Genomic DNA, 22,963 nt, shown 5'->3' with positions numbered 1-22,963 from the left:
CAATTCCGTAGAGCCGAGCCCACGCTCGGCTGCCTTTCTGCCAGACATCAGCCGAGCATGGACTGGGCTCTACAGAGGGCACACGCGGGGCGCTACATCAGAGGCGCAACCAGCGCGGCCGCAGCAACAGGGCCATCACCAGCACCGCCAGGAACGCGCCATAGGCATACAGCACCGCCAGCACCTGCGGCCAGATCGGTCCGGCGCCCGGCTGTACCAGACCGATGTGGTGGCCCCACAGCATCGCCACGATGCTCAAGGCGAGCGCCAGCGCCAGGGTGGCGCCATCGAACAGGCGTCGCCGCGCGGTACGCGGCTGGCGCGGGAACAGCCAGTACAGGCTGCCCAGCAGGATGAACCAGGGCAGGAACAGCAGCAGCGACAACCAGGCCATTGCAGACTCCATGTCATCGCGCCTGAGGCGCGCGGACATCATGGCATGGGCGCAATGCACTGTAGAGCCGAGCCGATGCTCGGCTGCTTTTCCGCCAAGCCGAGCGTGGGCTCGGCTCTACAAAGGTGGTGCAGGTCAGGCCGCTTCGCGCAGCACGGCCAGCGCCGCCAGCACCGCATCGACCTCGGCTTCCAGCTTGAACAGATCGCTCTGCAGCTGGTCGCCCTGCTCGGCCTGCTTCAGCACGGCGATCAGCTGGCCGGCATCGCGCGGCGAGTCGAAGCCCTCGCTCTGGATCAGCAGCGTGCCGTCACCTGCAGTCAGCTTGAAGTAGAAACGGCCATCCTTCTCGCGGTACTGCTTGAACAGCGGCGGCGCGGCGCGGGCTTCACCGGCATCTTCGCTGGCGATGTCACCGGCATCGGACAGATCGCGCAGGCCGACCGCATGGCGCAGCTCTTCCAGCAGCGGTGCCGCCAGCTGCTCACGCAACTGCTGGCCACGGCGCTTGAGCAGTGCCTCGATCTTTTCCGGCTCGGCCATCAACGCGTTGTAGCGCTCGCGCAGCGGCGACAGTTCGCCGTCGATGCGCTCGAACAGCTGCTGCTTGGCATCGCCCCAGCTGATGCCGTCGGCGAAGGCCTTGGCGAATGCGGCGGTCTGCTCCGGGGTGGCGAACGCCTGGTACATCTGGAACAGCGCCGAACCTTCGGTGTCCTTCGGCTCGCCCGGTGCACGCGAGTCGGTCAGGATCGAGAACACCAGTTTCTTCAGCTCTTCGCGCGGCACGAACAGCGGAATGGTGTTGTGGTAACTCTTGCTCATCTTGCGGCCATCCAGGCCCGCCAGGGTTGCCACCTGCTCGTCGATCACCACGTCCGGCAGCGGGAAATACTCCTTGCCGTACACGTGGTTGAAGCGCTGGGCGAAGTCGCGCGCCATCTCGATGTGCTGGATCTGGTCACGGCCCACCGGTACCTGGTTGGCCTTGAAGATCAGGATGTCGGCCGCCATCAGCACCGGGTACATGAACAGGCCGGCGCTGACACCTGCGTCCTCGTCCTGGCCTTCCTCACGGTTCTTGTCCACCGCCGCCTTGTAGGCATGGGCGCGGTTGAGGATGCCCTTGCTGGCGATGGCGGTCAGGAACCACATCAGCTCGGTGGTCTCGCGGATGTCGCTCTGGCGGTAGAACCACACGTGTTCCGGGTCCAGGCCACAGGCCAGCCAGCTGGCGGCGATCTCCAGGGTCGCGCGCTGGGTGCGCTGCGGGTCCTGTGACTTGATCAGGCTGTGCAGATCGGCCAGGAAGAAGAAGCTCTCGATGTCCGCCGCGCGGCTGGCCGCGATGGCCGGACGGATGGCGCCAACGTAGTTGCCCAGGTGGGGCGTGCCGGAGGGGGTGATGCCGGTAAGGACTCGGGTCGTCATGACTGCGTACGGAAACCTTCTATGAACGGAGCCAGTTTACCGTGCGCACGGTCAACCCCGTCAGGGCCCCCGGCACGTTCATTCACCCAACCCCGCTGGAGACGCCCGATGAAACGCCTGCTGCCCCTGCTGCTGATCCTGCCCCTGGCCGGCTTCCGCCCGGCCCCGCTGCCCCCGCCGATGCCGCAGGACGGCCCGGTGCGCGTGGCCCTGGTCGACCGCGACCGCGGCACCGAGTTGCGCAGCTACCCGGCCGACGGCCAGCACTGGGTGGCCGGCGAGCGCGGCCATCGCTATGCGGTGCGCCTGTACAACGACAGCCCGCGCCGGGTGCTGGTGGTGCTGTCGGTGGACGGGGTCAACGCCATCTCCGGCGAAGATGCCGATCCCTCGCAGACCGGCTACGTGCTCAATCCCGGACAGCGCGCGGACATCACCGGCTGGCGCAAGACCCAGGATGAAGTGGCCCAGTTCGTCTTCAGCAGCCCCAGCGGCAGCTACGCCAGCCGCACCGGCCGCCCCGACAACGTCGGCGTGGTTGGCGTAGCGGTGTTCGAAGAGGCGCGCCGCTGGTACCCGCGTCCGCAGCCGATCCTGCGTGATCGCGCCGGGCCGGCACCAGAGGCAGCCGAAGCCTCGGCGGCCGCCGATGCCAGCGCCAGCCGCATCGAAGGCTACTCGGCCAAGTCGCAGGCACCTGCGCTGGGCACCGGCCATGGTGCACGTGAGAGTTCCTCGGTGCGCGATACCGATTTCGAACGCGCCACCCACAGCCCGGCACAGGTGCTGCAGCTGCGCTACGACAGCGCCCGCAACCTGCGCGCACGCGGCATCCTGCTCGATTCGCCGTCGCGCCTGGACCGCCAGCCGCAGGCGTTCCCCAACCGCTACGTGCCCGACCCGCCGGCACGTTGATCGCCACACAGCGCAACGCCCGCACCTTCCGGCGCGGGCGTTGTCTGTGGGGGCAGAACGTGGGCGTGCGTGGCCCGGTTACTTGTAGTCCGGGTAGTCCTTGCTCACGCTGTCCTGGAAGTCGCGGACTTCTTTTTCAGCGCGGTCCTTGGCCCAGCCATAGCGCTCCTGCAAGCGGCCGGCCAGATACTCGGCATTGCCCTCGGCCACATCGAAATCGTCATTGGTCAGATCGCCCCACTTCGCCTGGGCCTTGCCCTTGAGCTGGGACCACTTGCCGGAAATGATGTCTTTGTTCATTGCTGAGGCTTCCTTGGAATGCAACGGCGTTGTTACCGTGCATGCAGCTTCCCGCAATGGCTGTTGAAGCACGGTCAACCGACCATGAAAACGCTGCTCACCTGCTTGAATGGTTCACTACGCATCGACACGCTGCGCCCACTTCCAGCAATCGCGCATGAAAAAAGGCCGGGAAGATCCCGGCCTTTTCCGTACTGCGCACCACCTCAGGCTCAGTTGCCCTTGGCAGCATCCTCAACCTTCTCACCAGCCTTCTGCACGTCCTTGCCGGCACCGGCAACGGTGTTGCAACCGGCCAGCAGGGCCACCGAGAACATCGACAACAGCATCAGGGCAACTACGCGCTTCATGGGCTTCTCCTTGGGTTTGCCGCTACACCGCTCAATCACGGGGTTCGGTTGTATTGATCGGGGCGGCAGGCTGGTTGAAGCCAACACTGCCGCGTGAGGTGCAATCTGGCGGCAGGGGCGTGGAGCGCGTGTGAACGGTTCGTCCAACCGTTCAGGCTGGACCCTCTCAGTCGCGCATCAGGGTCGACTTTCCGAACAGGCTTTCCACCAGATCCACGGCCAGTTCGGCGGTGCTGTTGTGGTTGTCCAGCAGCGGATTGAGTTCGACGATATCCAGCGACCCCATGCGCCCGCTGTCGGCGATCATCTCCATCACCAGCTGCGCTTCGCGGTAGTTCACCCCGCCCGGCACGGTGGTACCCACGCCCGGGGCGATGCTCGGGTCGAGGAAATCGACATCGAAGCTGACGTGCAGGTGGGTGTTCTCATCGATGCCGGCCAGCGCCGCTTCCACGGTGCGCTTCATGCCGTTCTCGTCGATGTAGCGCATGTCGTAGACATCGACCTTGTGGGTCTTGATCAGGCGCTTCTCTTCCGGGTCCACCGAACGGATGCCGATCTGGTGCATCTGCGAAGGCTTGATGGCCGGCGAGGTGCCACCCAGCTTGGTCAGCGCATCCGGGCCAAGGCCGCACAGGCAGGCCACCGGCATGCCGTGGATGTTGCCCGACGGGGTCACATCGCTGGTGTTGAAATCCGAGTGCGCATCCAGCCACAGCACGCGCAGGTCCTTGCCCTGCTCACGGCACCAGCGTGCAACAGCGGTGATCGAACCGATGCCCAGGCAGTGGTCGCCACCGAGCATGATCGGCATGCGCCCGGCCTGCAGCTCTGCATAGCTGGCTTCCATCAGCGCGTGGTTCCACGCCACCACTTCGTCCAGGTGGCGGTAGCCCTGCACCGGCGCGGTCCACGGGTTGCGTGGGCCGTCCAGGTTGCCGAGGTCGCGCACGTCCACGCCACGCGCTTCCAGCGCTTCAGGCAGGCCAGCCACGCGCAGGGCTTCCGGCCCCAGCCGGGCGCCGCGATGGCCCGCCCCGATGTCGGTGGGGACGCCGATCAGGGTAACGGCGGGATGATGGGCCATGGGTGCCTCCTGCGAACGAAAAAGAAGCACAGTCTAGCCAGACGCATGTGACACCACTCGCGGCGGTGCAGCAGGACCACCCACGGGTAGTGCCGACCGCTGGCCGGCAACCATTCTGCCCTGAGGGTTCGCGGAGTTTGCCGGCCAGCGGCCGGCACTACCCCATCGTGATCAACGATGCCGTATCGGCGTCACGCTCTGTATCCGGCCGTTGTTGCTCATCATGCACAGGAAACGGCCATCGGGATAATCGATGATCAGTTCCTGGTAATCGGTTCCGACCGGTACTTGGGTCACCAGCGTGCCCTGCGCTCCTTTGCTTGCGTTGCACGAACCGAGCGCGGTATCGCCCGCTGGCGCGTTGGCTGCGGCCTTGGACATGTTGCGGAACGTCGCACGGCAGCCACCGTTGACCCACACCGAATGCCGCGACAGGCCCCAGTTGCTGCCCTGCTCGCAGCGGGTACGGCTGAGCTGGCGCACGATCTCCACAGCGCCTCGTGTGTCCATGTCGCAGGACACCTGGCGCTGGTCGGTGGATTCGCAGGTCACTTCCCGTGGCAGCGCCGCATCGTCATCGCGATTCTGATGCCGGTGGTGCCTGCCGCCTTCTGCGGCCGCAGGGGAACCGACGCTGCTGACCTGGCAGATGCCGTTGGCACCGCCGCGCCCGGTGTAGCTGACCTGCGGCGCACCGTCATCGCCGGTGCTGATCGAAAGCGTGGTGCCGCTGTTGGCATCGCGCGCCTCGACGTAGCGATCGTTGAAGCGCTTGAGCGTGGCCTCGCGGCCCTGCACATAGACCGGCCCGCCTTCATCGGCGTGCACGTCGATGCCACCCGGGCAACTGGCGTTGAAGAACGGCACGGCGGCCATCGCCGGTGCTGCGAAGGCGCTGGCGAGCAGCGCGACGGTCAACGACAGGCGGTGGCGGCGCATGGTCGGCTTCCTGGCAAGAGGTGTGCGGTGGCCACCAGTATGGGGGCTGCCGGAGTCGCTCTGTCGTGAGGAACATCAAGCCACCGATCACCGGCTGCAGACCACCGCAAGCGGGCCAGCGCTATCATCGGTGGTATCACACGGACGTCCGGTACACACACATGACCGCCCCGCCCTTCGACCACGCGCAGCAGCAGCTGCTTGCGCTGCAGCAACGCATCCATGCGTTCAATCTGGACTGCGCGGCCGAGCATGAACTGGACATCCAGGACCCGGCCGGCCCGCTGTGGGCAGCGTTGCAGGAACGGGTAACCGTGGCGCCGTTGTACGGCGGCCTGCACGTGGAGTTCTTCGGCAACCCATGGGATGAGCCATTCGCGTGGACGTTGGCCTGCCTGTCCGACCAGCGCGTGGCCGATGCGATCATGTCGCTGTCGTTCACCGGCCCGGACGAAGGGGCCAATGGCACGCGTGAGTGGGAGTTCACCGCGCTGCTGGACAGCGATGTGCGTTTCCCACGCCTTCGCTCGTTGTCGATCTCCCCCACCGAACCGGCCGACCACAACATGTCGCTGGTGCAGCGCGCGGGCACCATCATGGAAGAAGACGGCGAGATCGCCCGCTTCGTTTGCAGGGCGCCGCACCTCAGCGAACTGGTGGTGCCGAATGCACCGGACGCCGCGTTCTTCGATGTGCCGCTGCCACACCTGCACAGCCTGCGCATTGGCGGTGGCTCGGACACCCAGCGCTTCATCGACAACCTCGCCGCATCACGCAACCTGCCTGGGTTGGGCCTGCTGGATTTCAGCGAATCGACGGAACTGCAGTTCTCCTGGGCAGACGCGCGCGAGCCTGATGCGGTCACGCCTTTCGCGGCCTATGAGCGCTTGTTCGCCAGCGGCGCCTTCGATGCGCTGCACACCTTCCGGCTGCGCAACAGCGCGTTGGATGTGGTGCAGCTGCAGATGCTGCAGGCCATGCGTCCACGGCTGTCGTTCATGGTCATCCAGGCAGCAACGGGCGGCTATGTCAGCCATTTCGCCAAGGATGTGTTCCCGTGGCGGCACTTGGTGCCGGGTGATCCAGACCGGCGTTGATCGGACACGAACAGTGCCAATTCACGCCACCTTCTTCACCTTCTTCGAAGTGGCCTTGCCTGACTTGGCTTTGGGCTTCACCTTGACTGGCTTGCCGTTGCTGTCGACCGGCACCAAGCTCAGACGGAACCCAAGCGATCTGGCCAGCTTGCTGAGGTTGCCCACGGTTGGGTTTCCTTCTCCACGCAGCATCTTGTAGAGCGTTTCGCGAGCGATCCCCGTAGTGCGTGCAAGATCTGAGATGTTTCGTGCTCTCGCCACGATACCCAGTACGGATGCGATGAAGGCCGAGTCATCGGGAGCCTCTTCCAGCGCGGCTTCGATGAAAAAAGCGATGTCTTCTTCGTCGCGCAGGTGTTCAGCAGCGTCCCAATCGTGCAGCTGTACTTTGTTGTTCATGACGATCTGCCTCATCTTCTGTCGCGTATACGCTGCGGCCACTTGGTCAAAGCAGGCGGGCGAGCTTGCGGGCCTGCTCGATGTCGCGGGGCTGGCCCTGGAAGCATGGCCGGGCGCATACGACGAGGCGTCGCAGATTCTGCGAACGGCACGGCGACCTGCCTGCACTGTTCGGCTTACGGTGCCGGGCGCCGCGCCGCTCAGGCGCCTCTGTATTTGCGCAGCTGAGTGCGGGCAGCTCTTTGAAGCACCCGTTTCCACCTACGCTGCCGGCCGATGCTCGTAGAACGGGTGTCGGTTGAAATTGGTTCGGCGGGGCCTTGGGCACCCTCCGAACCAAACTACGGATGATTGCCGGTGTTTACCCAGCGCTCCTACTTGATCTTCTGCTTTACACAACGGCCATTTGAGCAGGAGATGGCATTCGTGAAACCACCATTGCCTTCGGTCACGACGACCGCACCAAGTAGCTCAAAGTAGCTCGCAAGCCGATCCAAATTATCGACACCATTAGTCGACCAATTACCATTCAATTGCTGAAGGTTCTCGGGCACCAGCTGACCAGTTGCAGTACGAGCGGTGTCTTCCTGAGCATCAGCCGTGGTCTTTTGCACAGACAGATGGAAGTCGAGGTAGCTTCCGTCTTCCATAACCAAACGGAAGTTGACGTAGGTCCCCTCCTTCAGCCCAAGCGCGTTGGTGGCCATCTGAGCGACATCAACGATAGCGCTCAACAAGCTGTCTCCGATGATGGAACCTACTACATCTGTGTCGCCCAGCTTAGACTCCAGCTGCGCCTTCAGATTAGCGTCCAACATGACATCGGTAACCGATTTGCCAATAGCGGCGGGGACGTTCAGCTTACCTACGGGAACGGTGTACAGCGGCCTCAGGCTACTGCCTCCCTTCACGTAAACCGCCTGCCCTTTCAGGACCTCTGCCTGCACATACGGCTCAACCGGCAACTGTGTCGCCTTTCCAGAGCTTGCGGTAGTCACCGCACGCACAGCCCTCGGTGTACCGCCACCACCACCGCCGATCGAACGGTATATGGACCATTTCTGCACCGTGCCCGCGCCGAGATTGTAAACCCAGAACGTTCCACCAGCATTGGTCACTGCCTCTTCCAAGACTGCTCTTTGACGAAAGTCGGCGTCGGTAACGCAACCAGGGCAATGGACCGGTTTGGCAGCGAACGCGGGGGAGGCACCAAGAGCTGCAGCTGCAGCCAGAATCATCCTGACAAATTTCACAACAATTCCCTTCATTTGAGTCGTTGCAAAAGTACAGCCAGAACGAGGATAGCACCGGGTGAGCGAGAGAGAGCGACCACGGATCAGCCAGGGAACAATGCACCTCATCACATCTCATCCTGGCTAGCTGCGGAAGCAGCGCGTGAAAGGCAGCCGAGATCCTTGATGCGGAGAGCGCATGGCCGCAATCCGGAAGGCTGTACTGATCCAAACCAGGCGCAAAACGACGTGCAGCGACGCGGCTGCGCTGTACCTGACACGGCGCCTTACAATCTCAATCTCACTGCATCGGACGTAGTCAATGAAGCTCCGCAAGCTTGACCTGAGCACGACCCGTTTCGCCGTGGAACCGGCCGGTTCGGCGCCCCTCCGTCACACCGCACACCATGTGGCCGAGGTGTTCATGGCGTTCCTGCCCGGCATTGAGTTGAATCGCAGCAGCAAGATTGCGATCGGCTTCGGGCCTCGTGGCGACGATGAGATTCTCGACGGTACGCTGGGAGCGACCTCGCGCTACATCGAGGATTTTGACTTCGCACGATTCGATGCCTTGGACGCGCACTGCAAGGACGAGGCGCTGCTGGAAGCGCTCACTGACGTACTACTGAGCTTACCCGGCGCTGATACAGTCAGAGAGCATATTGAAGCGGCGCGCGTGCAGACCCTGGAGAGCGGATTCACCAGCCGAGCGCTGGTCAAGAAGCTGAGCCAGCGCTCCGCCGCGCACGCGGTACGCGTGTATCGCGTGCTGGGCCGGGCATGCGGCGAAACCTGGTACTGCGAGATCATCGACCGCAGCAACGGAAGCCGCGTCGAGGTGCCGATGGGCGACACGCCCGGCTATTTGGACCGACGTGAGCTCTTCGCCAGTTCACGACTGGACGGTGAGGCGTTCACGGTGTTTTCCCGCTTTAAACGGGAATCGTTCCGGCATCCATTGGGCTAGGCGCCGGCGGCTCAGGTGACGTTCCTGCCGGTCGCCTTGCCGGCGGAGTGGTGCCGCTTATCCGAATCGAACGGATGACCTACTGTTTACAAGATAGTTGGACTAAGCCATGGAATCAGTGGCTTAGGCCGTCTTATTTTCCCGGTCCAGTGCCGTGGAACGCCTGCCGTTGCTGGAGTCCAAGCTCTATTTTCCCGGTGCCGGATCCGGCTGCAGGCGTGGTCACCGCGATCGATCGACAGCGAGCTGCAGCTGCTGCCTGCATCGCCCTATCCCATCCAGCCGAAAGGCGGCTCGATGCTGGCCTTGGCCAACCTATTCGCCTGCACTGCATCGCGGTACCGGCGGATCTGGTCGACGTCGTCGCGTAGCCGGGCCTCGTGCCTGGTCACCCACATCTCGGCGCCGGCACGCCCCTGCTCGTAGCTGCTGCATGGCCGGGAAGGTCCGCCTGGTCCATTCCGATGCCGGTCGAGGGAGGCCACCCACCTGCCGTTGTCCACGCGCTGGAACATGGCCACCACCCACACCCCGTCGCACACGATCACGGTCGGCAGATCCTCGGGGAGGCTGGCCGAGCGAGTGCTCCAGTGGAAGCCAGAGGGCAAGGTCATGCACGACAGGGTACGCCCGTCGGTCGCACGGCCTGCGACAGATCCAGCGACGACTAGGTGCCGGCGGTCCGTGAGCGGCGAGGGCGTGGAGATAGCGGCGAGAGGGTGAGTTGGCCACTCCCCTCGCCTTTTTATGCAATTTAGGTTGTGCCCATCGGAAACAGGCAATTTCTGCAATCGGTCGGAAGTTATGGATAAACCTCCTTTCAAAACAATATGTTATAGACAAATTTCAATAGCAATAATTGAGCAATGTTTAGGTAACTGGATTGCTTTTTTGGGGCGCAATTTCAGGCTAGAAAAATATCCTTATGAATCAATGACATTACAATTCTCGCCTAGAAAAATTGCTCTAGATTGCCCCAGTTTGCAATCGACTATTCGCCAATAGATTCAGTCACTTAGCCAGACAGAACAGGGGAGGCACACAGAAATTGCCTCTTTCCGGACACCCCCCATCCCCTAAGCCGTCACCAGGCCGCCCAGGACGCGCCTGAAATCACCCCCGGCGCGCAGGGATCCGCAGGGATCGGCACGGCCCGCCAAGAGCCAGCGCCCCCTGCTACGGCGTGCCCTGGGCAGGGGGTGCAGGGGTGCGGAAAAAAAGGGGGAAAAAGACCGCAGGCGTGGCGGGGCGACGACTGCGCGCGCCGGGGGGTGAGGCCTCACTCGCCGCCCTGGCGACGCCCCTCGCCCTGCATCTGGCCCCTCGCCCGCCCCTGCGGCCGTCAGCGCCACCGCAGCCCCGCCGGGCGGGCGTGGTGACCATCGGTTCCCGTCGTCCGCACGCGCGCGCACAGGCCGGCATGCACGTGCCGCTTGCACTTCGGAGGATTGACTGCGACCGTAACGTGGCCATCTTGCGCCCGACCGAAAGGCTGGGCTTCGCGCACATCTGGAGGTTCCGATGGACGCTGCGGGTGACCGATTTGGTAGCATCGGACCGCAGCGAACTGAGCAGACGCCGATGGACGAACAATCAAGCGGGCGATTTGGGGCTGCTGCCGCCTCTCGCGCTATCGAATGGGACCGGGTCATCGCGCACTTAGGAGTTGCGATCAAGCCCATTTCCAGATGGCTAGAGCTGACGGAACGACGCAGGCTGCTGCTACGGCAGCAGTTGAAGAAGAAGGGCCGTTCCGGTGTGAAGAAGTCACTTCCGCGATAGCGCTCTTGGCGGATGACGCTACGGCTGGCGCATTAGACGCAAAAGGCCGCCCAGGTGGGCGGCCTCTCTTGCTTCCGGTTGAAGTGGGCCTACAGCGCCGCGATGCGCTCCCGCGTGACCTGGGCGTAGTGCTCGGTGACCTCGCAGCCGGTCCAGCCGAACCCTTCCATCTGGGCGGCCACCAGCGTCGTGCCTGACCCTGCGAACGGATCCAGGATCCGGCCACCCGCCTCGCAGATCCGCACGACCTGGCGCATCAGGTCAGTCGGCTTGCCGGTCATGTGCAGCTTGTCGTCGCGGCGCACCTTCGCCTTGATCACGCCCGGCAGCACCGGCGCGTTGCGGTCCAGCGGCATGGCGCCCTTGCTACCCCACACGATGTATTCGGCCTGGTTACGGAACCGACCACGCTGAGGGCGGACACCCTCAGTCTTGTCCCACACGGTCACCCCGCGCCAGGTGAACCCGGCGCACTGCAGTGCATCGGTGGTGAGCGGCAGCTGCCGCCAGTCGGTGAAGACGCACACGGGCGAGCCTTCCTTGAGCAGGCGGGCGCACTCGCTCATGGTCATGGGCCTGGTCAACGGTATCCGGTCGAAGATCTCCGCCGCGACCTCTGCCGTGTCCGGGGTCGGTCGCGGAGTCGTCGATCAGTTCAAGGGCATGCTCGGGATCCACAGCCCCTCCCGCGTGTTCGCCGAGCTGGGCGGCTTCACCATGCAGGGCTTGGCCAACGGCCTGCAGGCGGGCCAGAACGGCCCTCTCGCGGCGCTGCAGGGCATCACCCGCCGCATCCAACAGGTGGGCGCTGGCGCGGCGCTGGCGGCCCTTGCCGGGCCAGTAGGGGCGGTGGACAGCCGCCCGCCCGTGTCGGCCAGCCAAGGCGCGCTTGCGGCCCCCATCGGCAAGATCGAGATCCACATCCATACGCAAGCCGGCCAGGACGCAGCGGACATCGCTCGGGTGGTCCGCGCCGAGTTTGAAGCCTTGCAGCGACAGCAACAGGCCCGTGCGCGCTCCGCGCTGGGCGATAGGGAGTAACCGCCGATGATGATGTGCCTTGGAACCTTCGTTTTCTCGCTGCGGGATGGCGCCTACGAGCAGCTGACGCGCGACCTGTCCTGGCGCCATGCACGCACAGAGCGCGTGGGCGCGCGTGCCGCGTCGCAGTACGTCGGCCCCGGCGAGGACACCGTGCAACTGAACGGTCTGATCGCTCCGCCGTTGACCGGCCAGTATTCATCGCTGGCCACCCTGCAGGAGATGGCCGACACGGGTCAGCCGTGGGCGATGGTGGCCGGTGACGGCACCGTGCTGGGGGCGTACGCCATCACCAGCCTCAAGCAGACCCACAGCGTCTTTTTCCCCGATGGCACCCCGCGCAAAGTCGAGTTCCAGCTCAGCCTTGAGCGGGTGCCCGATGAAGCGATGGCGGAGGCGCAAGCATGAGCATCCGCGTGGGCTACCCGATTCCCGCATGGCGCGTTGCCTTGGACGGGAAAGATCTGACCGACCGCATCGCCCCGCGCCTGATCGAGCTGACCCTCAAGGAATGCCGCAGCGGCGAGGCCGACCAGTTGGATCTGCGGATCCACGACCATGACGGCCGCATGGCGCTGCCGCGCAAGGGCGTCACGCTCACTGTGGCGCTGGGCTGGCGCGATGCCGGCCTGATCGACAAAGGAACCTTCGTGGTCGATGAAGTCGAGCACAGCGGCCCGCCAGATGTCATCACCATTCGCGCCCGCAGCGCGGAGCTGACCAAGACGATGCGCACGCGGCGGGATCGCAGTTGGCACGACACCACGGTCGGCGCGGTTATCGGCGCCATTGCCGGCGAACACAGCCTGCGCGCGCGCGTAGCGCCCGCTTTGGCCGGCCTGGCACTGGACCACTTGGACCAGTCCAACGAGAGCGACGTAGCGCTGCTGACGCGGCTGGGATCGCGCTTCGACGCGGTGGCCACGGTCAAGGCCGGCAACTTGGTGTTTTCCCCCATCGACAGCGGCACCACGCCCGCCGGCATCGAACTGCCCCGCGCATCGATCACCCGCGCCGATGGGGACAGCCACCGTTTCAGCGAGGCCGAGCGCGATACCTACAGCGGCGTGCGCGCGTACTGGAACGACAAGAAGGGCGCACGCCGCAAGGCGGTGCTGGTGGGCACATCGTCCAACGCCAAGAACCTGCGGGAGACCTACGACAGCGAGAAGACCGCACGCGAGCATGCAGACGCTGAGTGGAAGCGCGTGCAGCGCGGTGCGGCGAAGATGGATTACACCCTCGCCCTTGGCCGTGCAGATCTGTACCCGGAGCAGCGAATCGACGTGTCCGGGTTCAAAGCCGAAATCGACGGGCGAACCTGGTTGATCGCCGAGACCACCCACAGCGTCACCGGCAGCAGCGGCTTCACCACCTCGCTGGTGCTAGAAACCAGCAGCAATAGTGCTGCGGACCCGCCGAATCAGGACGAAGATGAATCCTGATCGCCAAGTGCGTAGCCGCAAAATTCCACGGTACGCAGTACGCCGCCCGCCCCCTGATACTTGTCGTCGCTGCAGAACTTCTCCGCAATGTCACGCCCCATGCGGCCGTTGAACTCCGCCGCAGCGGAGTCCAGTAGCGCTTGTGCGCTGATATCGCCACCACCGGCAACGGACTTAACGACCTGCTGGTCCAATGCGACGTGCAGGACGTTTCGTTCCTGTGTCTGGCCACCGGACTCCGACTCAACGCGGAGAATGTAGGTGATCCCCTGGTCCGATGGGATGAGCTTCTTCTTCGCCATCTTGTTCAGCACGGCGGCAGCATCGCTAGCGAATCCATACAGTATGTCCGACTCGCTCCATCCAGCACCTTTCAGCGTTATCACCAAGCGGGGTGGAGTAGCGAAGGCTTGGGAATCAACTGCCACAACGTTGGGGTGCAGCTTCGATATCGCCGCCGCATCCTTGGAGCTGTCGCGCGGTTTCTGAGCAGTTTCGGCAAGCGCAGCGTCACCTTGCGGGTTTACCGGAACGGAGCATCCCCCGAGGCCAACCAGAGTGAGAACCAACAGTGCCGTCTTCATTTGCTATTCCTATCTAAGGTAGTAAATCCATGATGTGGAAATCCGACGCATGACACTCACCATCCAACGTTTCGCCACGAACCGTACCAGCGCACTGGCGAGGACGATTAGCGGCGGGTGCCATGCTTCAGGCGTTTGGCTCAAACCACACGCCACACCCAGCGTCTGGTAGATGCCAACCGCTAGCAATGCTGATGCCAGCGGATCGCCCTTCGACTCAACTGGCCCTTGTTGGTGGCTGACGCCCAGCCGTTCGTCCCCTGCCAATGGGCAGGTCATCTGAACGTGCCCGGTGAACACCTGCCCGATGGTTGCACCCTCGAACACCGTCGAACTGCCGCACCGGCAACCTGCCGGCGCACCTTCACGCGTATTGCCACACCGCATAGTCCTTCACACTCCAATCGCGCAGACATGCGCCCCTGTTGGAGGGAAGTAGATCGGGTCCATCTCAGAAAAAAAGTTAGCGCGTGGTCTTCTTTGTTGCGCCGCTGCCCTTCACGACCACCTTCTGCGAGCGCAGATCCACATCGCCACTGAACTGCTGGCCGATGGTGGTGTCGTTGAACTGCGTGCGCGGTGCCGCGCCCAGGGTGCTGGCGTGGGACACACCGCCGGTCAATTCCGTCATCGCAGCAGCACGGGCGGGGGCCGGGGCGGCACGCCATGCGTCGAGCAGTTCCGCATCGGCAGGCGCGAGGCGTTCGCGCTTCCCGACCAATACATATGCAACATCTATGCCCGCTTCATAGGCCAGTGCCAGGTAAGCGGCGCTCGCTCCCACCTCATCCTTTTCGTAGTGGATCTGGGTGCGCTTGGTGACGCCACAGGCGGCGCCCATGGCCTCCTGACTCAGGCGCAGTCGATTCCTTTCTTCCTTCAGCCGGTCGCCCACACTCACGCTCAAATCTCCTTGACAGGTGAATGATCTTTCACCCAAGATTGGTGAAAGATGTTTCACTAACACAACGTTTAGCTTTTACACAGGGGAAACGGAATGACGGCACAACGGACTGGTGTATCAAAGCTGCGTACGCCAGAGGAAGCCCGGCAGTTCCTGCGCGACAACGGCATCACCGTCGTTGAGTTTGCGCGGCAGAACGGCCTGGACCGCCATGCGGTCAACGATGCGCTTCGTGGCGTGGGCAAGGGCAACTTCGGCAAGTCTCACCAAGCAGCCATTGCGCTCGGCATCAAGCGCGATCCGGATTCTTGCACAAAAACCGCCACTTCCCGACATAAACCCACACGTAGCGCCAAGGCCGGTAAAGCGAGTGCTGCCAAGGTGGGGAGCAAGAAGCGGAAATGAGCGCCTCGACCAGCAGCCGAGCCACGTTTTCGTGCGAAACCTGCAATACGCCGCTGATTAAACGCACCAGCCGTCTGCAACACCGCCATCTGCGTTCGGATCTGTGGCAGTGCCAGAACCCGCTGTGCGGAGCGACCTACGCAGGCATTTCCGAGCTGACCAGCATTGCCAGCCCCAGCGGCATCCCTAATGCGCCGGCGTGCGAGTTGCCGCCGACGCCGGGATACACCAGGGCGCTGCTGCAGATGCAGTGGAAGTTGGAACACGGCTCCAAGCAGCTAGACATTCTCGATGCAATCGCTGTTGTCGAAGGTGCCAGGCACGAAGCCTCCGCGCCGTAGCACTTATACCCACCCCTTCCCTATTGGTCTGTCGGCTCTGCCGACGGCGATGGACTGCTGCGCATGAACGTTCTGGCTCCTGAAATGCTTTCCCACACTTTCCGTCATTTCCCCTTGACTTCCTCAAGGGCAGAGAGCATTGTCTGCCGCACGGAGCGTAAGAACTCCAAGTCAGCGGTATCCGCGCCCGAAAGCATCGCGGTTTTTTTGCGCCTGCAATTCGTGCGCGCCGACGTTTTCCTGCGTCGGGAGGGCGGCAGCCATACAACACCCGCAAGGGGAAAACTGCCCGCCGGTCTGACTCCGGTTCTTACCCTCCCGACACCCTCGGTGTGGCGCGTAAGAACGTCTCCCCGAGATTTCAATCTCAAGTCAGGAGACGTCCCAATGGCGCATGACGCCCCTTCCACGCCCGGCCCCAGTTCCGCGCGTCAGATCTCGCTCGTTTTCGGCTTCATCGCCGACACCCTTGAATGGCCCCATGCCGACTACCAGGCGCTGATCGTGCGCCTGCAAGCCACCGGCAAGCCTGCGTTGTCGATCACCCTTGATGACGTCCTGGCGGCCTACACCGCGCAGCAGCAGGCACGCAGCGGCGACGCTGACACCCAGCAGGGGGCGCACTGATGGCCGCCACTTCGCCGACGCCCCCCACCTCCCTGCGCCCGGTCATCGAACTGGAAACATCGGTGCGCGGCATCATCCTGCGCTGCTCGTTCGACCAGAAGGACATGCTGTACATCGCCTTGGTACACCTCGCCAGCGGTGCACCGCTGACCGTTTCGGCGCAAACCAGCGACACCATCCGTTCTGCAGCGACTCACAGCCTGCAGTGCGGATCGATGGTCTACCTGCTGGCTGCCGGCGAGGGAGACCGATTCCTCAGGTGGCTCCGCAACGGCGGCATCACCCCGAACGGAGAGAACTGATGGACACGGACAATCGCGGCCCTCTCCCGCCCCCGGCGCGTAACCCGGCCCCGCCGCTGCCCAAAGGATTGAACGCCAAGGGCGAGTACAGCCAGGTCGTCAGCGGAGACGACTACGACCGTCTCTGGCGCATCGCCTACGCGGTGGAACTGCTCGCGGCGCTGCCGGCGGAAGCGGCCAAGGTGCTGGGCATCACGGCTGACCACACCTCCGCCGTGGCCGACTACATCTCCGAAGACCTGCGCGGGATCCTCGCCCGATCCAAACCGGCCGACGAATAGCCCCACACCGCCCGAGGCAGCGCACCACCGCTGCCTTGGGATGGCAGGAGAGAACCATGCACCACCGCACACCGCCGCCCCGCTTCTTCTAGACCGACCGCACCACACGTTCCCAGCGGCGCACCACCGCCGCCGGGAATGCCAGGAGAGAACCATGCACCACCACCACGCCGCTGCTGCGGCTCGACAGGGCTGATACGGCATGCAGGAAGAGATCCGCCAGCAGGTTCTGTCGCGCATCGAGCGCGACTATGGCCTCAAGCACCGCAACGGCACGCCCTACATGCGCGGCGGCAAGTGCCCGCACTGCGGTAAGAAGGAGCTGTACACCAGCTTCCAGACGCCTTGGGTACTGCGGTGCGGCCGGCAGGCCAAGTGCGGCCAGGAAGTGCGTGTGCGCGACCTGTACGACGACCTGTTCGATGACTACTCCAAGACCAATCCGCAGACGAAGGAGGCGCCCAACGCCGCCGCTGACGCATACCTGGCCACCGGCCGGGGCTTCAACGTAAAGGCGTTGAAAGGCCTGTATACGCAGGAGGACTACTACGACCGCGCCAAGCGCGAGGGTACCGCCACTGTCCGCTTCCCCTTGGTCAAGGGCGGATGGTGGGAGCGCCTGATTGATCGCCCCCACCGATTCGGCAAGATGAAGGCGCGCTTTGCGCCGGGTGAAAGTTACGCCGGGGTGTGGTGGAGCGCGGGCGCGGTCGATCAGCTGCGCACCGCCCGCCAGGTCTGGATCGTGGAGGGCATTTTCGACGCCATCGCCCTGCTGCAGCGTGGTGTGTGCGCCGTCGCGGCCATGTCCAGCAATGCCTACCCCGAGCTGTCGCTCAAGGAACTGCGCGACGCCCGCCCCAACGATCTGCCCACCCTTGTGTGGGGTCTGGACAACGAGCCGAGCGCCCGCGCCTACATCGTCAAGCACGTCCGCCGCGCCGAAAAGCTGGGCTTCACCTGCAAAGCGGCGCAGATCGAGCAGCCGAGCGACAAGAAAACCGACTGGAACGACCTGCACCTGCGCGCCCAGGCTGCGGAGGACGGCGATGCCGTCTGGCAGGCAGACGTCGACCTGGCCCTGCACAACGGTGCGCTGCTGCTGGCCAAGACCGCCATGGACAAGGGCCTGATCATCTACGAGCGTGAGCAGCGCACGCAGTTCCATCTCGACCACCGCAACCGGCTCTACTGGTTTGAATTCGACCCGTCGCGGTTCGACAAGCTGTGCCGCGAGCAGTCCACCCGCAAGGAAGATGTCGAGGAAGAACTAGACCCGGAACAGGTCCAAAAGATCCGCCGCGCGTGCTGCAACGTGCGCGAAATCGCCAACTGCTTCCCCAAGGCGCTGTACTACCAGCGCAACGAAGTGACCGACGACGCCTGGTATTACTTCCGCGTGGAGTTCCCCCACGACGGCGCTGCTGCCACTGGCACGTTCACGTCGTCGCAGGCGCTCAACGCTCCTTCCTTCCGTGACCGGCTCGGCCACATTGCACGTGGTGCCATCTTCGACGGCACCGCCGGCCAGCTGCTGCAGATCATGAAGATCCAGCTGGACAACATCAAAGAGGTCCACACGGTCGACTTTGTGGGTTACACCCCCGATCACCAGGCGTACATCTTTGGCGACCTGGCCGTGCGTCACGGTGAGATTGCCCAAGCCAACGCCGAGGACTACTTCGACTTCAAGAAGCTGCGCATCAAGACCACCCAGCGCTCCATCCGCATGGACATTCAGCGCGATCACGACAGCTACCGCACCGAGTGGTTGCAGTGGTTGTGGACCTGCTTTGGCACCAACGGCATGGTCGCCCTGGTGTTCTGGTTTGGCTCGCTGTTCGCCAATCAGATCCGCAGCACGCACAAATCCTTTCCGTTCCTGGAGGCCACAGGCGAAGCCGGCGCCGGCAAGACCACCCTGCTGACCTTCCTATGGAAGCTGCTGGCCCGCAGCGATTACGAGGGCTTCGACCCGGCCAAGTCATCCAAGGCTGGCCGCGCCCGCGCCATGGGCCAGACCTCGGGCATGCCGGTGGTACTGCTGGAAGCCGACCGCGATGCCCCGGACAAGGCGCATTCCAGGTCGTTTGAGTGGGATGAACTGAAGGACTACTACGGCGGCGGCACGCTGGCTACCCGTGGTGTGCGCAACGGCGGCAATGAAACCTACGAACCGCCTTTCCGGGGAACGATTGTCATCAGCCAGAACGCGGCAGTGGATGCCAGCGAAGCGATCATGACCCGTATCGTGAAGCTGCACTTCCGCAAGCCGCACGCCACCACCGAGAGCCGCCAAGCGGCCGACAACCTCAACGCGCTGCAGGTTGAGGATCTGAGCTACTTCCTGATCAAAGCAGTGCGCGCGGAAGCTCAGGTGCTGGAAAAGTTCGGCGAGCGCGTGCGGTTCTACGAGGCGAAGCTGCGCGAGAACAAGGATCTGCGCATGGAGCGCCTGATCAAGAACCACTCCCAGATGCTGGCGCTGCTCGACGGCCTGCGCCTGGTGGTGGACATCCCCAAGGCGATGGTCGAGGAAACCCGGCAGAAGCTGGTGGACATGGCCTTGGAGCGCCAGTCGGCGATCAGCGCTGACCATCCCCTGGTCAACGAGTTCTGGGAAACCTACGAGTACCTGGAAAGCACCGGCAACGGCGAACGCAACGTCATCAACCACTCTCGCGATCCGCAGCGTATCGCCATCAACCTCAACGACTTCCTGGCCAAGGCGGCGTACCACAGCCAGCCCGTGCCGGATCTCAAATTGCTGCGCACGTATCTGCGTGATTCGCGGCGCTACAAGCTGGTTGACCCCAATCTCACGGTCAACAGCTGCATCAAAACCAACACGGCCGGAGCGGGCGTAGCCGTTCGCTGTTGGGTGTTCCAGAAGTAAGCGCAAGAGCGGCCCGGCGGGCAGAGCACCACCTCTAACCCCAAGGCCATCCACCAACGAAGTTCAGGAGAGAACCATGCACGACATGATCAGCAAGACCGACCACACCAGGGCAAATACGGAGGTTTCCGGCACCGGACCAGGGGCGAAGGCTATCACGGGTGACGGACTGTGTGGATTTGTCCCTACCCCGGCCAACGGCTGCAGCGCGACCCTGACGATGCACATCACTCACAATCAGGTCATCGTCACCGCCCAGCTGGATATGGGCGGCCATAAGACCGCTCAGCGCGTGCTTGAGCGCCGGCGGGGCAGCAAGGCCGGTTGGGTACTGACCGGGGGCTGCGAGGAGTTCGCCGTTGATGGCGACTGGATCTCCGCCGAGCTGGCCGCCCTGGCCGACCGCCTCCCTTTCCCGTTCGACGTGGCCAACATGCTGCCGAGCGCCAAGGCCAGCCACAGCGCCGTGACCGCTGCCGCTCAGGAGGTGGCCCATGGCTAACTCCCGTCGCTTGGCCGGCATGAAGGTGGCCCCGGCTACCCTCTCCCGTGTCCTCTACGGTCCCCAGCGCAGCGGGAAGACACTGCACGGCAAGGCCATCGCAGCGAGCCTCGGGCTGCAGCACGTGCGCGACCTGGACGACGTCCAACTGTCGGGCGACCGGTTGCAGCGCCACGGCTACCTCTACTTGGCGAATGCCCGCGACTACGCAGAGCGGGCTGCAGAGCTGATCGGCAGCGACCTTCTGCATATCAATACCGCGCTGGCCATGGTCGGTGCCGGTAGCAAGGGGGTGGCCAATGCTTGAGCTGATCCTTCTCTGCGTGGCACCCGCCGCTGGCGGTGCTGCCCTGCACAAGCTGTGGATCTCCCGCCCAGCTCGCCAGCGCCACAGCGGCATGGCCGTGGGTCAGATCCCGCAGATGATCCGCCGGCGCACCCGCATGGCCGTGCGCCGCGCCGGGGGTGCTGCATGAGTGCCTGCGATTGCATGGACAAGGTCGATCAGCGTCTGGCCGAAGCTGGCGCCAACACGCGGCTGTCCCGTTCGTTCTACCTGGGCGATTCGGTCAGCTCCACAGTCACCATCGCCACCAAAGCGGTGGAGAAGAAGCGGGGTCATTCGCCCTGGTCGGTGAAGCCTACGTTCTGCCCGTTCTGCGGCGTGAAGTTGTCCAGGGAAAGCACAGAGCAAGCCGAAGGAGAGCAGGCATGAACCTCGACCGTGTAATTCAGGTATCGCTCTACGCCCAGCGCCGTGGCGACACCGGCGCGCTTTCCACCGGTGAGTCGCTGACTGCTGCCCTGGTGCTGAACCGTCATGACTGGCTGACCGAGATGGGCTACACCGTGGCCCAGGCTCTCGACCGCATCGACTCGGATTCCATCGAGCACCTGACCGACGCTGCACGTTGCGTCGCGGAGGGCGTCGACCATGGCTGAGGCGTTTGAGATTCGTCACGCTGGCCTGTTTGCCGGCCTTGGTGCAGGTGCGCGCGGCTTCAATCAGGCACGCCCGGATATCGGTGCCGCGCGAGCCACGTTCCGCTGCATCGGTGGCATCGATGTCGACCCGGCTGCGGTAGCAGACTTCGGGCGCCTGGCTGGCGTGCCCGGCACTGTTCTGGATCTGTTCTCGCTGCAGCAGTACCGCGCGTTCTGGGGTTGCAACCCGCCTCCGGGCTGGCGCGAGGCAGGCACGGCCGACGTGCACCGTGCGTTCGGCCATGAGCGGCCGCACGTGGTGTTCCTGTCTGCCCCGTGCAAGGGTTTCTCCGGCCTTATGTCGGAGAGCAAGAGCAGGACCGCCAAGTACCAGGCATTGAACGAGCTGACGCTGCGCGGGATCTGGCTCACGCTGGAGGCCTACAAGGACGATCCGGTCGAAGTCCTGTTGTTTGAGAACGTGCCCCGCATCGCTACGCGCGGCCGGCACCTGCTGGACCAAATCACGGCGCTGCTCCGCGCCTACGGCTATGTGGTTAGCGAAACCACGCACGACTGCGGCGAGCTGGGCGGCCTGGCACAGAGCCGGAAGCGCTTCCTGCTTGTCGCCCGCCATGCTGAGAAGGTTCCGCCGTTCTTGTACGAGCCTGCCAAGCGTCCGCTGCAGGCGGTGGGGACGATCCTCAGCCGCATGCCCCTCGCCGGCGATGTGGAGCGCGGCGGCCCTATGCACCGCGTTCCGTCTCTGCAGTGGAAGACCTGGGTGCGCCTGGCGTTCGTCGAGGCGGGCAGCGACTGGCGCAGCTTGAATCGCCTTGCGGTGGAGGAAGGTGTGCTGCGCGACTACCTGATCGTGCCCGAGAGCCGCGACGGTTTTCTTGGCGTCCGTGGCTGGCAGGATTCCAGCGGCACCGTCGCAGGGAAAAGCGGTCCTACAAATGGTGCTTTCAGCGTTGCGGATCCGCGTGCAGCTTCAGACGCCGCTCAGTACCAGCAGTACGGCGTAATGAAGATGACCGATACCGCCGGCGCAGTGATCGGGGTGAAGTCCCCCGGGCAGGGCACGTTCTCGGTCGCCGACCCTCGCCACCTGGGTCCGGCCAAGCACAACAACGAATACCGCATCGTTCCTTGGGGCGGCGCCACCGGCGCCGTGACCAGCGCGCATAGCACGGGACAATGCGTGCAGGATCCTCGCGCACAGGGCATTTTTGAGGGCGCGGGGAAGTATCCCGTGGCTCCCTTCGATGCTCCTTCACGCACGGTCATTGCTCGCAGCGACACGGGCCATGGGGCTTATGCCGTTGCCGACCCGCGTCCCGCCAATCAGCGTCAGCAGGGCGACGCGTACCTGACCAATGGGCACTACGGGGTAGTGGCTTGGAGCGCCAACAGCGGAGCCGTCAGCGCCGCCGCTGGCCATGACAACGGGAAATGGTCGGTGGCTGACCCGCGCCTGCCTGACGCGCGCAAGAACTTGGTCTGTGTGATCCGCAGCATGGACGACACCTGGCACCGACCATTCACCACTTTGGAGCTGGCCGCCCTGCAGTCGTTGGTCGACCCGGAAGAGAAGTTGGAACTCGACGGTCTGAGCGACCAGGCATGGCGCGAGCGGATCGGCAACGCGGTGCCGCCGGCCGCTGCTTGCGCTATCGCGGAAGAGATCGGCCGCACTCTGCTGCTGGCGTGGACCGGGCAAACCTTCGCACTGTCCAGCACGCCGATCTGGGTGCGCGACGTCGCTGTTGCAATGTCACTTCCTGCGGGGGGTGCCGCATGACTCAGCGCGAGTAC

General features: G+C 64.0%; 29 protein-coding genes and 1 pseudogene. 18 read left to right on the top strand and 12 right to left on the bottom strand.

Going from position 1 to position 22,963, the window contains the following annotated elements; all coding sequences use genetic code 11:
- Window positions 1–97: 97 nt before the first annotated feature.
- Both GIW57_RS05070 and GIW57_RS05065 read right to left on the bottom strand, forming a co-directional pair.
- Window positions 98–394: a hypothetical protein gene (locus tag GIW57_RS05070; RefSeq protein WP_099819624.1), complete on the bottom strand. Its 297-nt coding sequence runs from the start codon at window positions 392–394 to the stop codon at window positions 98–100.
- A 135-nt stretch (window positions 395–529) separates the two neighbouring features.
- Complete coding sequence (locus tag GIW57_RS05065) at window positions 530–1,825, bottom strand: tryptophan--tRNA ligase (RefSeq protein WP_236509338.1); 1,296 nt, start codon at window positions 1,823–1,825, stop codon at window positions 530–532.
- A gap of 108 nt (window positions 1,826–1,933) precedes the next feature.
- On the opposite strand from GIW57_RS05065, the gene GIW57_RS05060 reads away from it, so the two are divergent.
- Window positions 1,934–2,740: a hypothetical protein gene (locus GIW57_RS05060; protein WP_236509337.1), complete on the top strand. Its 807-nt coding sequence runs from the start codon at window positions 1,934–1,936 to the stop codon at window positions 2,738–2,740.
- 78 nt (window positions 2,741–2,818) lie between these two features.
- Here the strand turns inward: GIW57_RS05060 and GIW57_RS05055 are convergent, their stop codons facing one another.
- From GIW57_RS05055 to GIW57_RS05040, 4 genes are all read right to left on the bottom strand, one after another.
- Window positions 2,819–3,040, bottom strand: coding sequence for a CsbD family protein (locus GIW57_RS05055; RefSeq protein WP_089241428.1), 222 nt, complete (start codon window positions 3,038–3,040; stop codon window positions 2,819–2,821).
- A gap of 212 nt (window positions 3,041–3,252) precedes the next feature.
- Window positions 3,253–3,390, bottom strand: coding sequence for an entericidin A/B family lipoprotein (locus GIW57_RS05050; RefSeq protein ID WP_019661832.1), 138 nt, complete (start codon window positions 3,388–3,390; stop codon window positions 3,253–3,255).
- 166 nt (window positions 3,391–3,556) lie between these two features.
- Entirely contained in the window at window positions 3,557–4,477 is a 921-nt protein-coding gene (gene rocF / locus GIW57_RS05045) for an arginase (protein WP_089241432.1), read from the bottom strand.
- Window positions 4,478–4,648: 171 nt separating this feature from the next.
- Window positions 4,649–5,416, bottom strand: a complete 768-nt coding sequence (locus GIW57_RS05040; RefSeq protein WP_236509336.1) for a DUF3011 domain-containing protein — start codon at window positions 5,414–5,416, stop codon at window positions 4,649–4,651.
- 161 nt (window positions 5,417–5,577) lie between these two features.
- Here GIW57_RS05040 and GIW57_RS05035 point away from each other — a divergent pair, with 161 nt between their 5' ends.
- Window positions 5,578–6,513 (top strand): hypothetical protein, encoded by a 936-nt coding sequence (locus GIW57_RS05035; protein WP_236509335.1) that lies wholly within the window; start codon window positions 5,578–5,580, stop codon window positions 6,511–6,513.
- Window positions 6,514–6,534: 21 nt separating this feature from the next.
- Here the strand turns inward: GIW57_RS05035 and GIW57_RS05030 are convergent, their stop codons facing one another.
- Both GIW57_RS05030 and GIW57_RS05025 read right to left on the bottom strand, forming a co-directional pair.
- Window positions 6,535–6,912 carry an addiction module antidote protein gene (locus tag GIW57_RS05030; protein ID WP_236509334.1) on the bottom strand — a complete coding sequence of 126 codons (378 nt, stop codon included), beginning with the start codon at window positions 6,910–6,912 and terminating at the stop codon, window positions 6,535–6,537.
- Window positions 6,913–7,286: 374 nt separating this feature from the next.
- Window positions 7,287–8,180 (bottom strand): hypothetical protein, encoded by an 894-nt coding sequence (locus tag GIW57_RS05025; protein ID WP_236509333.1) that lies wholly within the window; start codon window positions 8,178–8,180, stop codon window positions 7,287–7,289.
- Window positions 8,181–8,466: 286 nt separating this feature from the next.
- Here GIW57_RS05025 and GIW57_RS05020 point away from each other — a divergent pair, with 286 nt between their 5' ends.
- Window positions 8,467–9,111, top strand: a complete 645-nt coding sequence (locus GIW57_RS05020) for a hypothetical protein (protein WP_236509332.1) — start codon at window positions 8,467–8,469, stop codon at window positions 9,109–9,111.
- A 269-nt stretch (window positions 9,112–9,380) separates the two neighbouring features.
- Here GIW57_RS05020 and GIW57_RS05015 read toward each other — a convergent pair whose 3' ends face one another.
- Together GIW57_RS05015 and GIW57_RS05010 are read right to left on the bottom strand one after the other, a co-directional pair.
- On the bottom strand, window positions 9,381–9,725 hold the full coding sequence (locus GIW57_RS05015; RefSeq protein WP_236509331.1) for a hypothetical protein: 345 nt from the start codon (window positions 9,723–9,725) through the stop codon (window positions 9,381–9,383).
- A gap of 1,257 nt (window positions 9,726–10,982) precedes the next feature.
- Window positions 10,983–11,459, bottom strand: a pseudogene (locus GIW57_RS05010) (DNA methyltransferase); the annotation flags it as partial.
- 4 nt (window positions 11,460–11,463) lie between these two features.
- On the opposite strand from GIW57_RS05010, the gene GIW57_RS05005 reads away from it, so the two are divergent.
- Genes GIW57_RS05005 through GIW57_RS04995 form a run of 3 tightly spaced genes read left to right on the top strand, consistent with a single transcriptional unit; the run spans window position 11,464 to window position 13,379 of the window.
- Window positions 11,464–11,934, top strand: coding sequence for a hypothetical protein (locus tag GIW57_RS05005; RefSeq protein ID WP_236509330.1), 471 nt, complete (start codon window positions 11,464–11,466; stop codon window positions 11,932–11,934).
- A gap of 6 nt (window positions 11,935–11,940) precedes the next feature.
- Window positions 11,941–12,342, top strand: coding sequence for a phage tail protein (locus tag GIW57_RS05000; RefSeq protein WP_236509329.1), 402 nt, complete (start codon window positions 11,941–11,943; stop codon window positions 12,340–12,342).
- Window positions 12,343–12,350: 8 nt separating this feature from the next.
- The gene (locus GIW57_RS04995; RefSeq protein WP_236509379.1) at window positions 12,351–13,379 is read left to right on the top strand and encodes a phage late control D family protein; all 1,029 of its coding nucleotides are present in this window, start codon (window positions 12,351–12,353) and stop codon (window positions 13,377–13,379) included.
- On the opposite strand, the gene GIW57_RS04990 is transcribed toward GIW57_RS04995, so the two are convergent.
- Window positions 13,358–13,963 carry a hypothetical protein gene (locus GIW57_RS04990; RefSeq protein WP_236509328.1) on the bottom strand — a complete coding sequence of 202 codons (606 nt, stop codon included), beginning with the start codon at window positions 13,961–13,963 and terminating at the stop codon, window positions 13,358–13,360. The genes GIW57_RS04995 and GIW57_RS04990 overlap by 22 nt on opposite strands.
- A gap of 463 nt (window positions 13,964–14,426) precedes the next feature.
- A complete protein-coding gene (locus GIW57_RS04985; RefSeq protein WP_236509327.1) occupies window positions 14,427–14,864 on the bottom strand; it encodes a helix-turn-helix domain-containing protein in 438 nt (145 codons plus the stop codon).
- Window positions 14,865–14,960: 96 nt separating this feature from the next.
- On the opposite strand from GIW57_RS04985, the gene GIW57_RS04980 reads away from it, so the two are divergent.
- The 12 genes from GIW57_RS04980 to GIW57_RS04925 all read left to right on the top strand — a co-directional run bounded on the left by GIW57_RS04980 (window position 14,961) and on the right by GIW57_RS04925 (window position 22,949).
- Window positions 14,961–15,272, top strand: a complete 312-nt coding sequence (locus GIW57_RS04980) for a DNA-binding protein (protein ID WP_236509326.1) — start codon at window positions 14,961–14,963, stop codon at window positions 15,270–15,272.
- Entirely contained in the window at window positions 15,269–15,613 is a 345-nt protein-coding gene (locus GIW57_RS04975; protein WP_236509325.1) for an ogr/Delta-like zinc finger family protein, read from the top strand. Before GIW57_RS04980 ends, GIW57_RS04975 begins: the two co-directional genes overlap by 4 nt.
- A gap of 63 nt (window positions 15,614–15,676) precedes the next feature.
- Entirely contained in the window at window positions 15,677–16,240 is a 564-nt protein-coding gene (locus GIW57_RS04970) for a hypothetical protein (RefSeq protein WP_236509324.1), read from the top strand.
- Complete coding sequence (locus GIW57_RS04965) at window positions 16,240–16,542, top strand: hypothetical protein (protein ID WP_236509323.1); 303 nt, start codon at window positions 16,240–16,242, stop codon at window positions 16,540–16,542. The genes GIW57_RS04970 and GIW57_RS04965 overlap by 1 nt, the downstream gene beginning before the upstream one ends.
- A complete protein-coding gene (locus tag GIW57_RS04960) occupies window positions 16,542–16,823 on the top strand; it encodes a hypothetical protein (protein ID WP_236509322.1) in 282 nt (93 codons plus the stop codon). The genes GIW57_RS04965 and GIW57_RS04960 overlap by 1 nt, the downstream gene beginning before the upstream one ends.
- Window positions 16,824–17,025: 202 nt before the next feature.
- Window positions 17,026–19,719 (top strand): toprim domain-containing protein, encoded by a 2,694-nt coding sequence (locus GIW57_RS04955; protein WP_236509321.1) that lies wholly within the window; start codon window positions 17,026–17,028, stop codon window positions 19,717–19,719.
- 76 nt (window positions 19,720–19,795) lie between these two features.
- Window positions 19,796–20,221, top strand: coding sequence for a hypothetical protein (locus GIW57_RS04950; protein WP_236509320.1), 426 nt, complete (start codon window positions 19,796–19,798; stop codon window positions 20,219–20,221).
- Window positions 20,214–20,528 carry a hypothetical protein gene (locus GIW57_RS04945; RefSeq protein ID WP_236509319.1) on the top strand — a complete coding sequence of 105 codons (315 nt, stop codon included), beginning with the start codon at window positions 20,214–20,216 and terminating at the stop codon, window positions 20,526–20,528. Before GIW57_RS04950 ends, GIW57_RS04945 begins: the two co-directional genes overlap by 8 nt.
- Window positions 20,521–20,697: a hypothetical protein gene (locus tag GIW57_RS04940; RefSeq protein ID WP_236509318.1), complete on the top strand. Its 177-nt coding sequence runs from the start codon at window positions 20,521–20,523 to the stop codon at window positions 20,695–20,697. Before GIW57_RS04945 ends, GIW57_RS04940 begins: the two co-directional genes overlap by 8 nt.
- Before the next feature lie 14 nt (window positions 20,698–20,711).
- The gene (locus tag GIW57_RS04935) at window positions 20,712–20,936 is read left to right on the top strand and encodes a hypothetical protein (protein WP_236509317.1); all 225 of its coding nucleotides are present in this window, start codon (window positions 20,712–20,714) and stop codon (window positions 20,934–20,936) included.
- Window positions 20,933–21,163 (top strand): hypothetical protein, encoded by a 231-nt coding sequence (locus tag GIW57_RS04930; RefSeq protein ID WP_236509316.1) that lies wholly within the window; start codon window positions 20,933–20,935, stop codon window positions 21,161–21,163. Before GIW57_RS04935 ends, GIW57_RS04930 begins: the two co-directional genes overlap by 4 nt.
- The gene (locus tag GIW57_RS04925) at window positions 21,156–22,949 is read left to right on the top strand and encodes a DNA cytosine methyltransferase (protein WP_236509315.1); all 1,794 of its coding nucleotides are present in this window, start codon (window positions 21,156–21,158) and stop codon (window positions 22,947–22,949) included. Before GIW57_RS04930 ends, GIW57_RS04925 begins: the two co-directional genes overlap by 8 nt.
- The last annotated feature ends 14 nt before the right edge of the window (window positions 22,950–22,963 follow it).

Source organism: Stenotrophomonas sp. PA-6-5C, assembly GCF_021605635.1.
Taxonomy (GTDB): domain Bacteria; phylum Pseudomonadota; class Gammaproteobacteria; order Xanthomonadales; family Xanthomonadaceae; genus Stenotrophomonas; species Stenotrophomonas lactitubi.
The sequence above is the reverse complement of the archived record's forward strand: the minus strand, read 5'-3'. Positions and strand labels throughout refer to the sequence as shown.

Bases quoted from the DNA above. Each gene is read 5' to 3' on its own strand.
- GIW57_RS05005 (WP_236509330.1), top strand. From the start codon at position 11,464: ATGGGCCTGGTCAACGGTATCCGGTCGAAGATCTCCGCCGCGACCTCT.
- GIW57_RS04955 (WP_236509321.1), top strand. From the start codon at position 17,026: ATGCAGGAAGAGATCCGCCAGCAGGTTCTGTCGCGCATCGAGCGCGAC.
- GIW57_RS04930 (WP_236509316.1), top strand. From the start codon at position 20,933: ATGAACCTCGACCGTGTAATTCAGGTATCGCTCTACGCCCAGCGCCGT.
- GIW57_RS04965 (WP_236509323.1), top strand. From the start codon at position 16,240: ATGGCCGCCACTTCGCCGACGCCCCCCACCTCCCTGCGCCCGGTCATC.
- GIW57_RS05070 (WP_099819624.1), bottom strand. From the start codon at position 394: ATGGCCTGGTTGTCGCTGCTGCTGTTCCTGCCCTGGTTCATCCTGCTG.
- GIW57_RS04980 (WP_236509326.1), top strand. From the start codon at position 14,961: ATGACGGCACAACGGACTGGTGTATCAAAGCTGCGTACGCCAGAGGAA.
- GIW57_RS04945 (WP_236509319.1), top strand. From the start codon at position 20,214: ATGGCTAACTCCCGTCGCTTGGCCGGCATGAAGGTGGCCCCGGCTACC.
- GIW57_RS05030 (WP_236509334.1), bottom strand. From the start codon at position 6,912: ATGAACAACAAAGTACAGCTGCACGATTGGGACGCTGCTGAACACCTG.
- GIW57_RS04970 (WP_236509324.1), top strand. From the start codon at position 15,677: ATGAACGTTCTGGCTCCTGAAATGCTTTCCCACACTTTCCGTCATTTC.
- GIW57_RS05000 (WP_236509329.1), top strand. From the start codon at position 11,941: ATGATGATGTGCCTTGGAACCTTCGTTTTCTCGCTGCGGGATGGCGCC.
- GIW57_RS05025 (WP_236509333.1), bottom strand. From the start codon at position 8,180: ATGAAGGGAATTGTTGTGAAATTTGTCAGGATGATTCTGGCTGCAGCT.
- GIW57_RS04960 (WP_236509322.1), top strand. From the start codon at position 16,542: ATGGACACGGACAATCGCGGCCCTCTCCCGCCCCCGGCGCGTAACCCG.
- GIW57_RS04990 (WP_236509328.1), bottom strand. From the start codon at position 13,963: ATGAAGACGGCACTGTTGGTTCTCACTCTGGTTGGCCTCGGGGGATGC.
- GIW57_RS05060 (WP_236509337.1), top strand. From the start codon at position 1,934: ATGAAACGCCTGCTGCCCCTGCTGCTGATCCTGCCCCTGGCCGGCTTC.
- GIW57_RS05015 (WP_236509331.1), bottom strand. From the start codon at position 9,725: ATGACCTTGCCCTCTGGCTTCCACTGGAGCACTCGCTCGGCCAGCCTC.
- GIW57_RS05065 (WP_236509338.1), bottom strand. From the start codon at position 1,825: ATGACGACCCGAGTCCTTACCGGCATCACCCCCTCCGGCACGCCCCAC.
- GIW57_RS04925 (WP_236509315.1), top strand. From the start codon at position 21,156: ATGGCTGAGGCGTTTGAGATTCGTCACGCTGGCCTGTTTGCCGGCCTT.
- GIW57_RS05050 (WP_019661832.1), bottom strand. From the start codon at position 3,390: ATGAAGCGCGTAGTTGCCCTGATGCTGTTGTCGATGTTCTCGGTGGCC.
- GIW57_RS04940 (WP_236509318.1), top strand. From the start codon at position 20,521: ATGCTTGAGCTGATCCTTCTCTGCGTGGCACCCGCCGCTGGCGGTGCT.
- GIW57_RS04975 (WP_236509325.1), top strand. From the start codon at position 15,269: ATGAGCGCCTCGACCAGCAGCCGAGCCACGTTTTCGTGCGAAACCTGC.
- GIW57_RS05055 (WP_089241428.1), bottom strand. From the start codon at position 3,040: ATGAACAAAGACATCATTTCCGGCAAGTGGTCCCAGCTCAAGGGCAAG.
- GIW57_RS04935 (WP_236509317.1), top strand. From the start codon at position 20,712: ATGGACAAGGTCGATCAGCGTCTGGCCGAAGCTGGCGCCAACACGCGG.
- rocF (WP_089241432.1), bottom strand. From the start codon at position 4,477: ATGGCCCATCATCCCGCCGTTACCCTGATCGGCGTCCCCACCGACATC.
- GIW57_RS05040 (WP_236509336.1), bottom strand. From the start codon at position 5,416: ATGCGCCGCCACCGCCTGTCGTTGACCGTCGCGCTGCTCGCCAGCGCC.
- GIW57_RS04950 (WP_236509320.1), top strand. From the start codon at position 19,796: ATGCACGACATGATCAGCAAGACCGACCACACCAGGGCAAATACGGAG.
- GIW57_RS05020 (WP_236509332.1), top strand. From the start codon at position 8,467: ATGAAGCTCCGCAAGCTTGACCTGAGCACGACCCGTTTCGCCGTGGAA.
- GIW57_RS05035 (WP_236509335.1), top strand. From the start codon at position 5,578: ATGACCGCCCCGCCCTTCGACCACGCGCAGCAGCAGCTGCTTGCGCTG.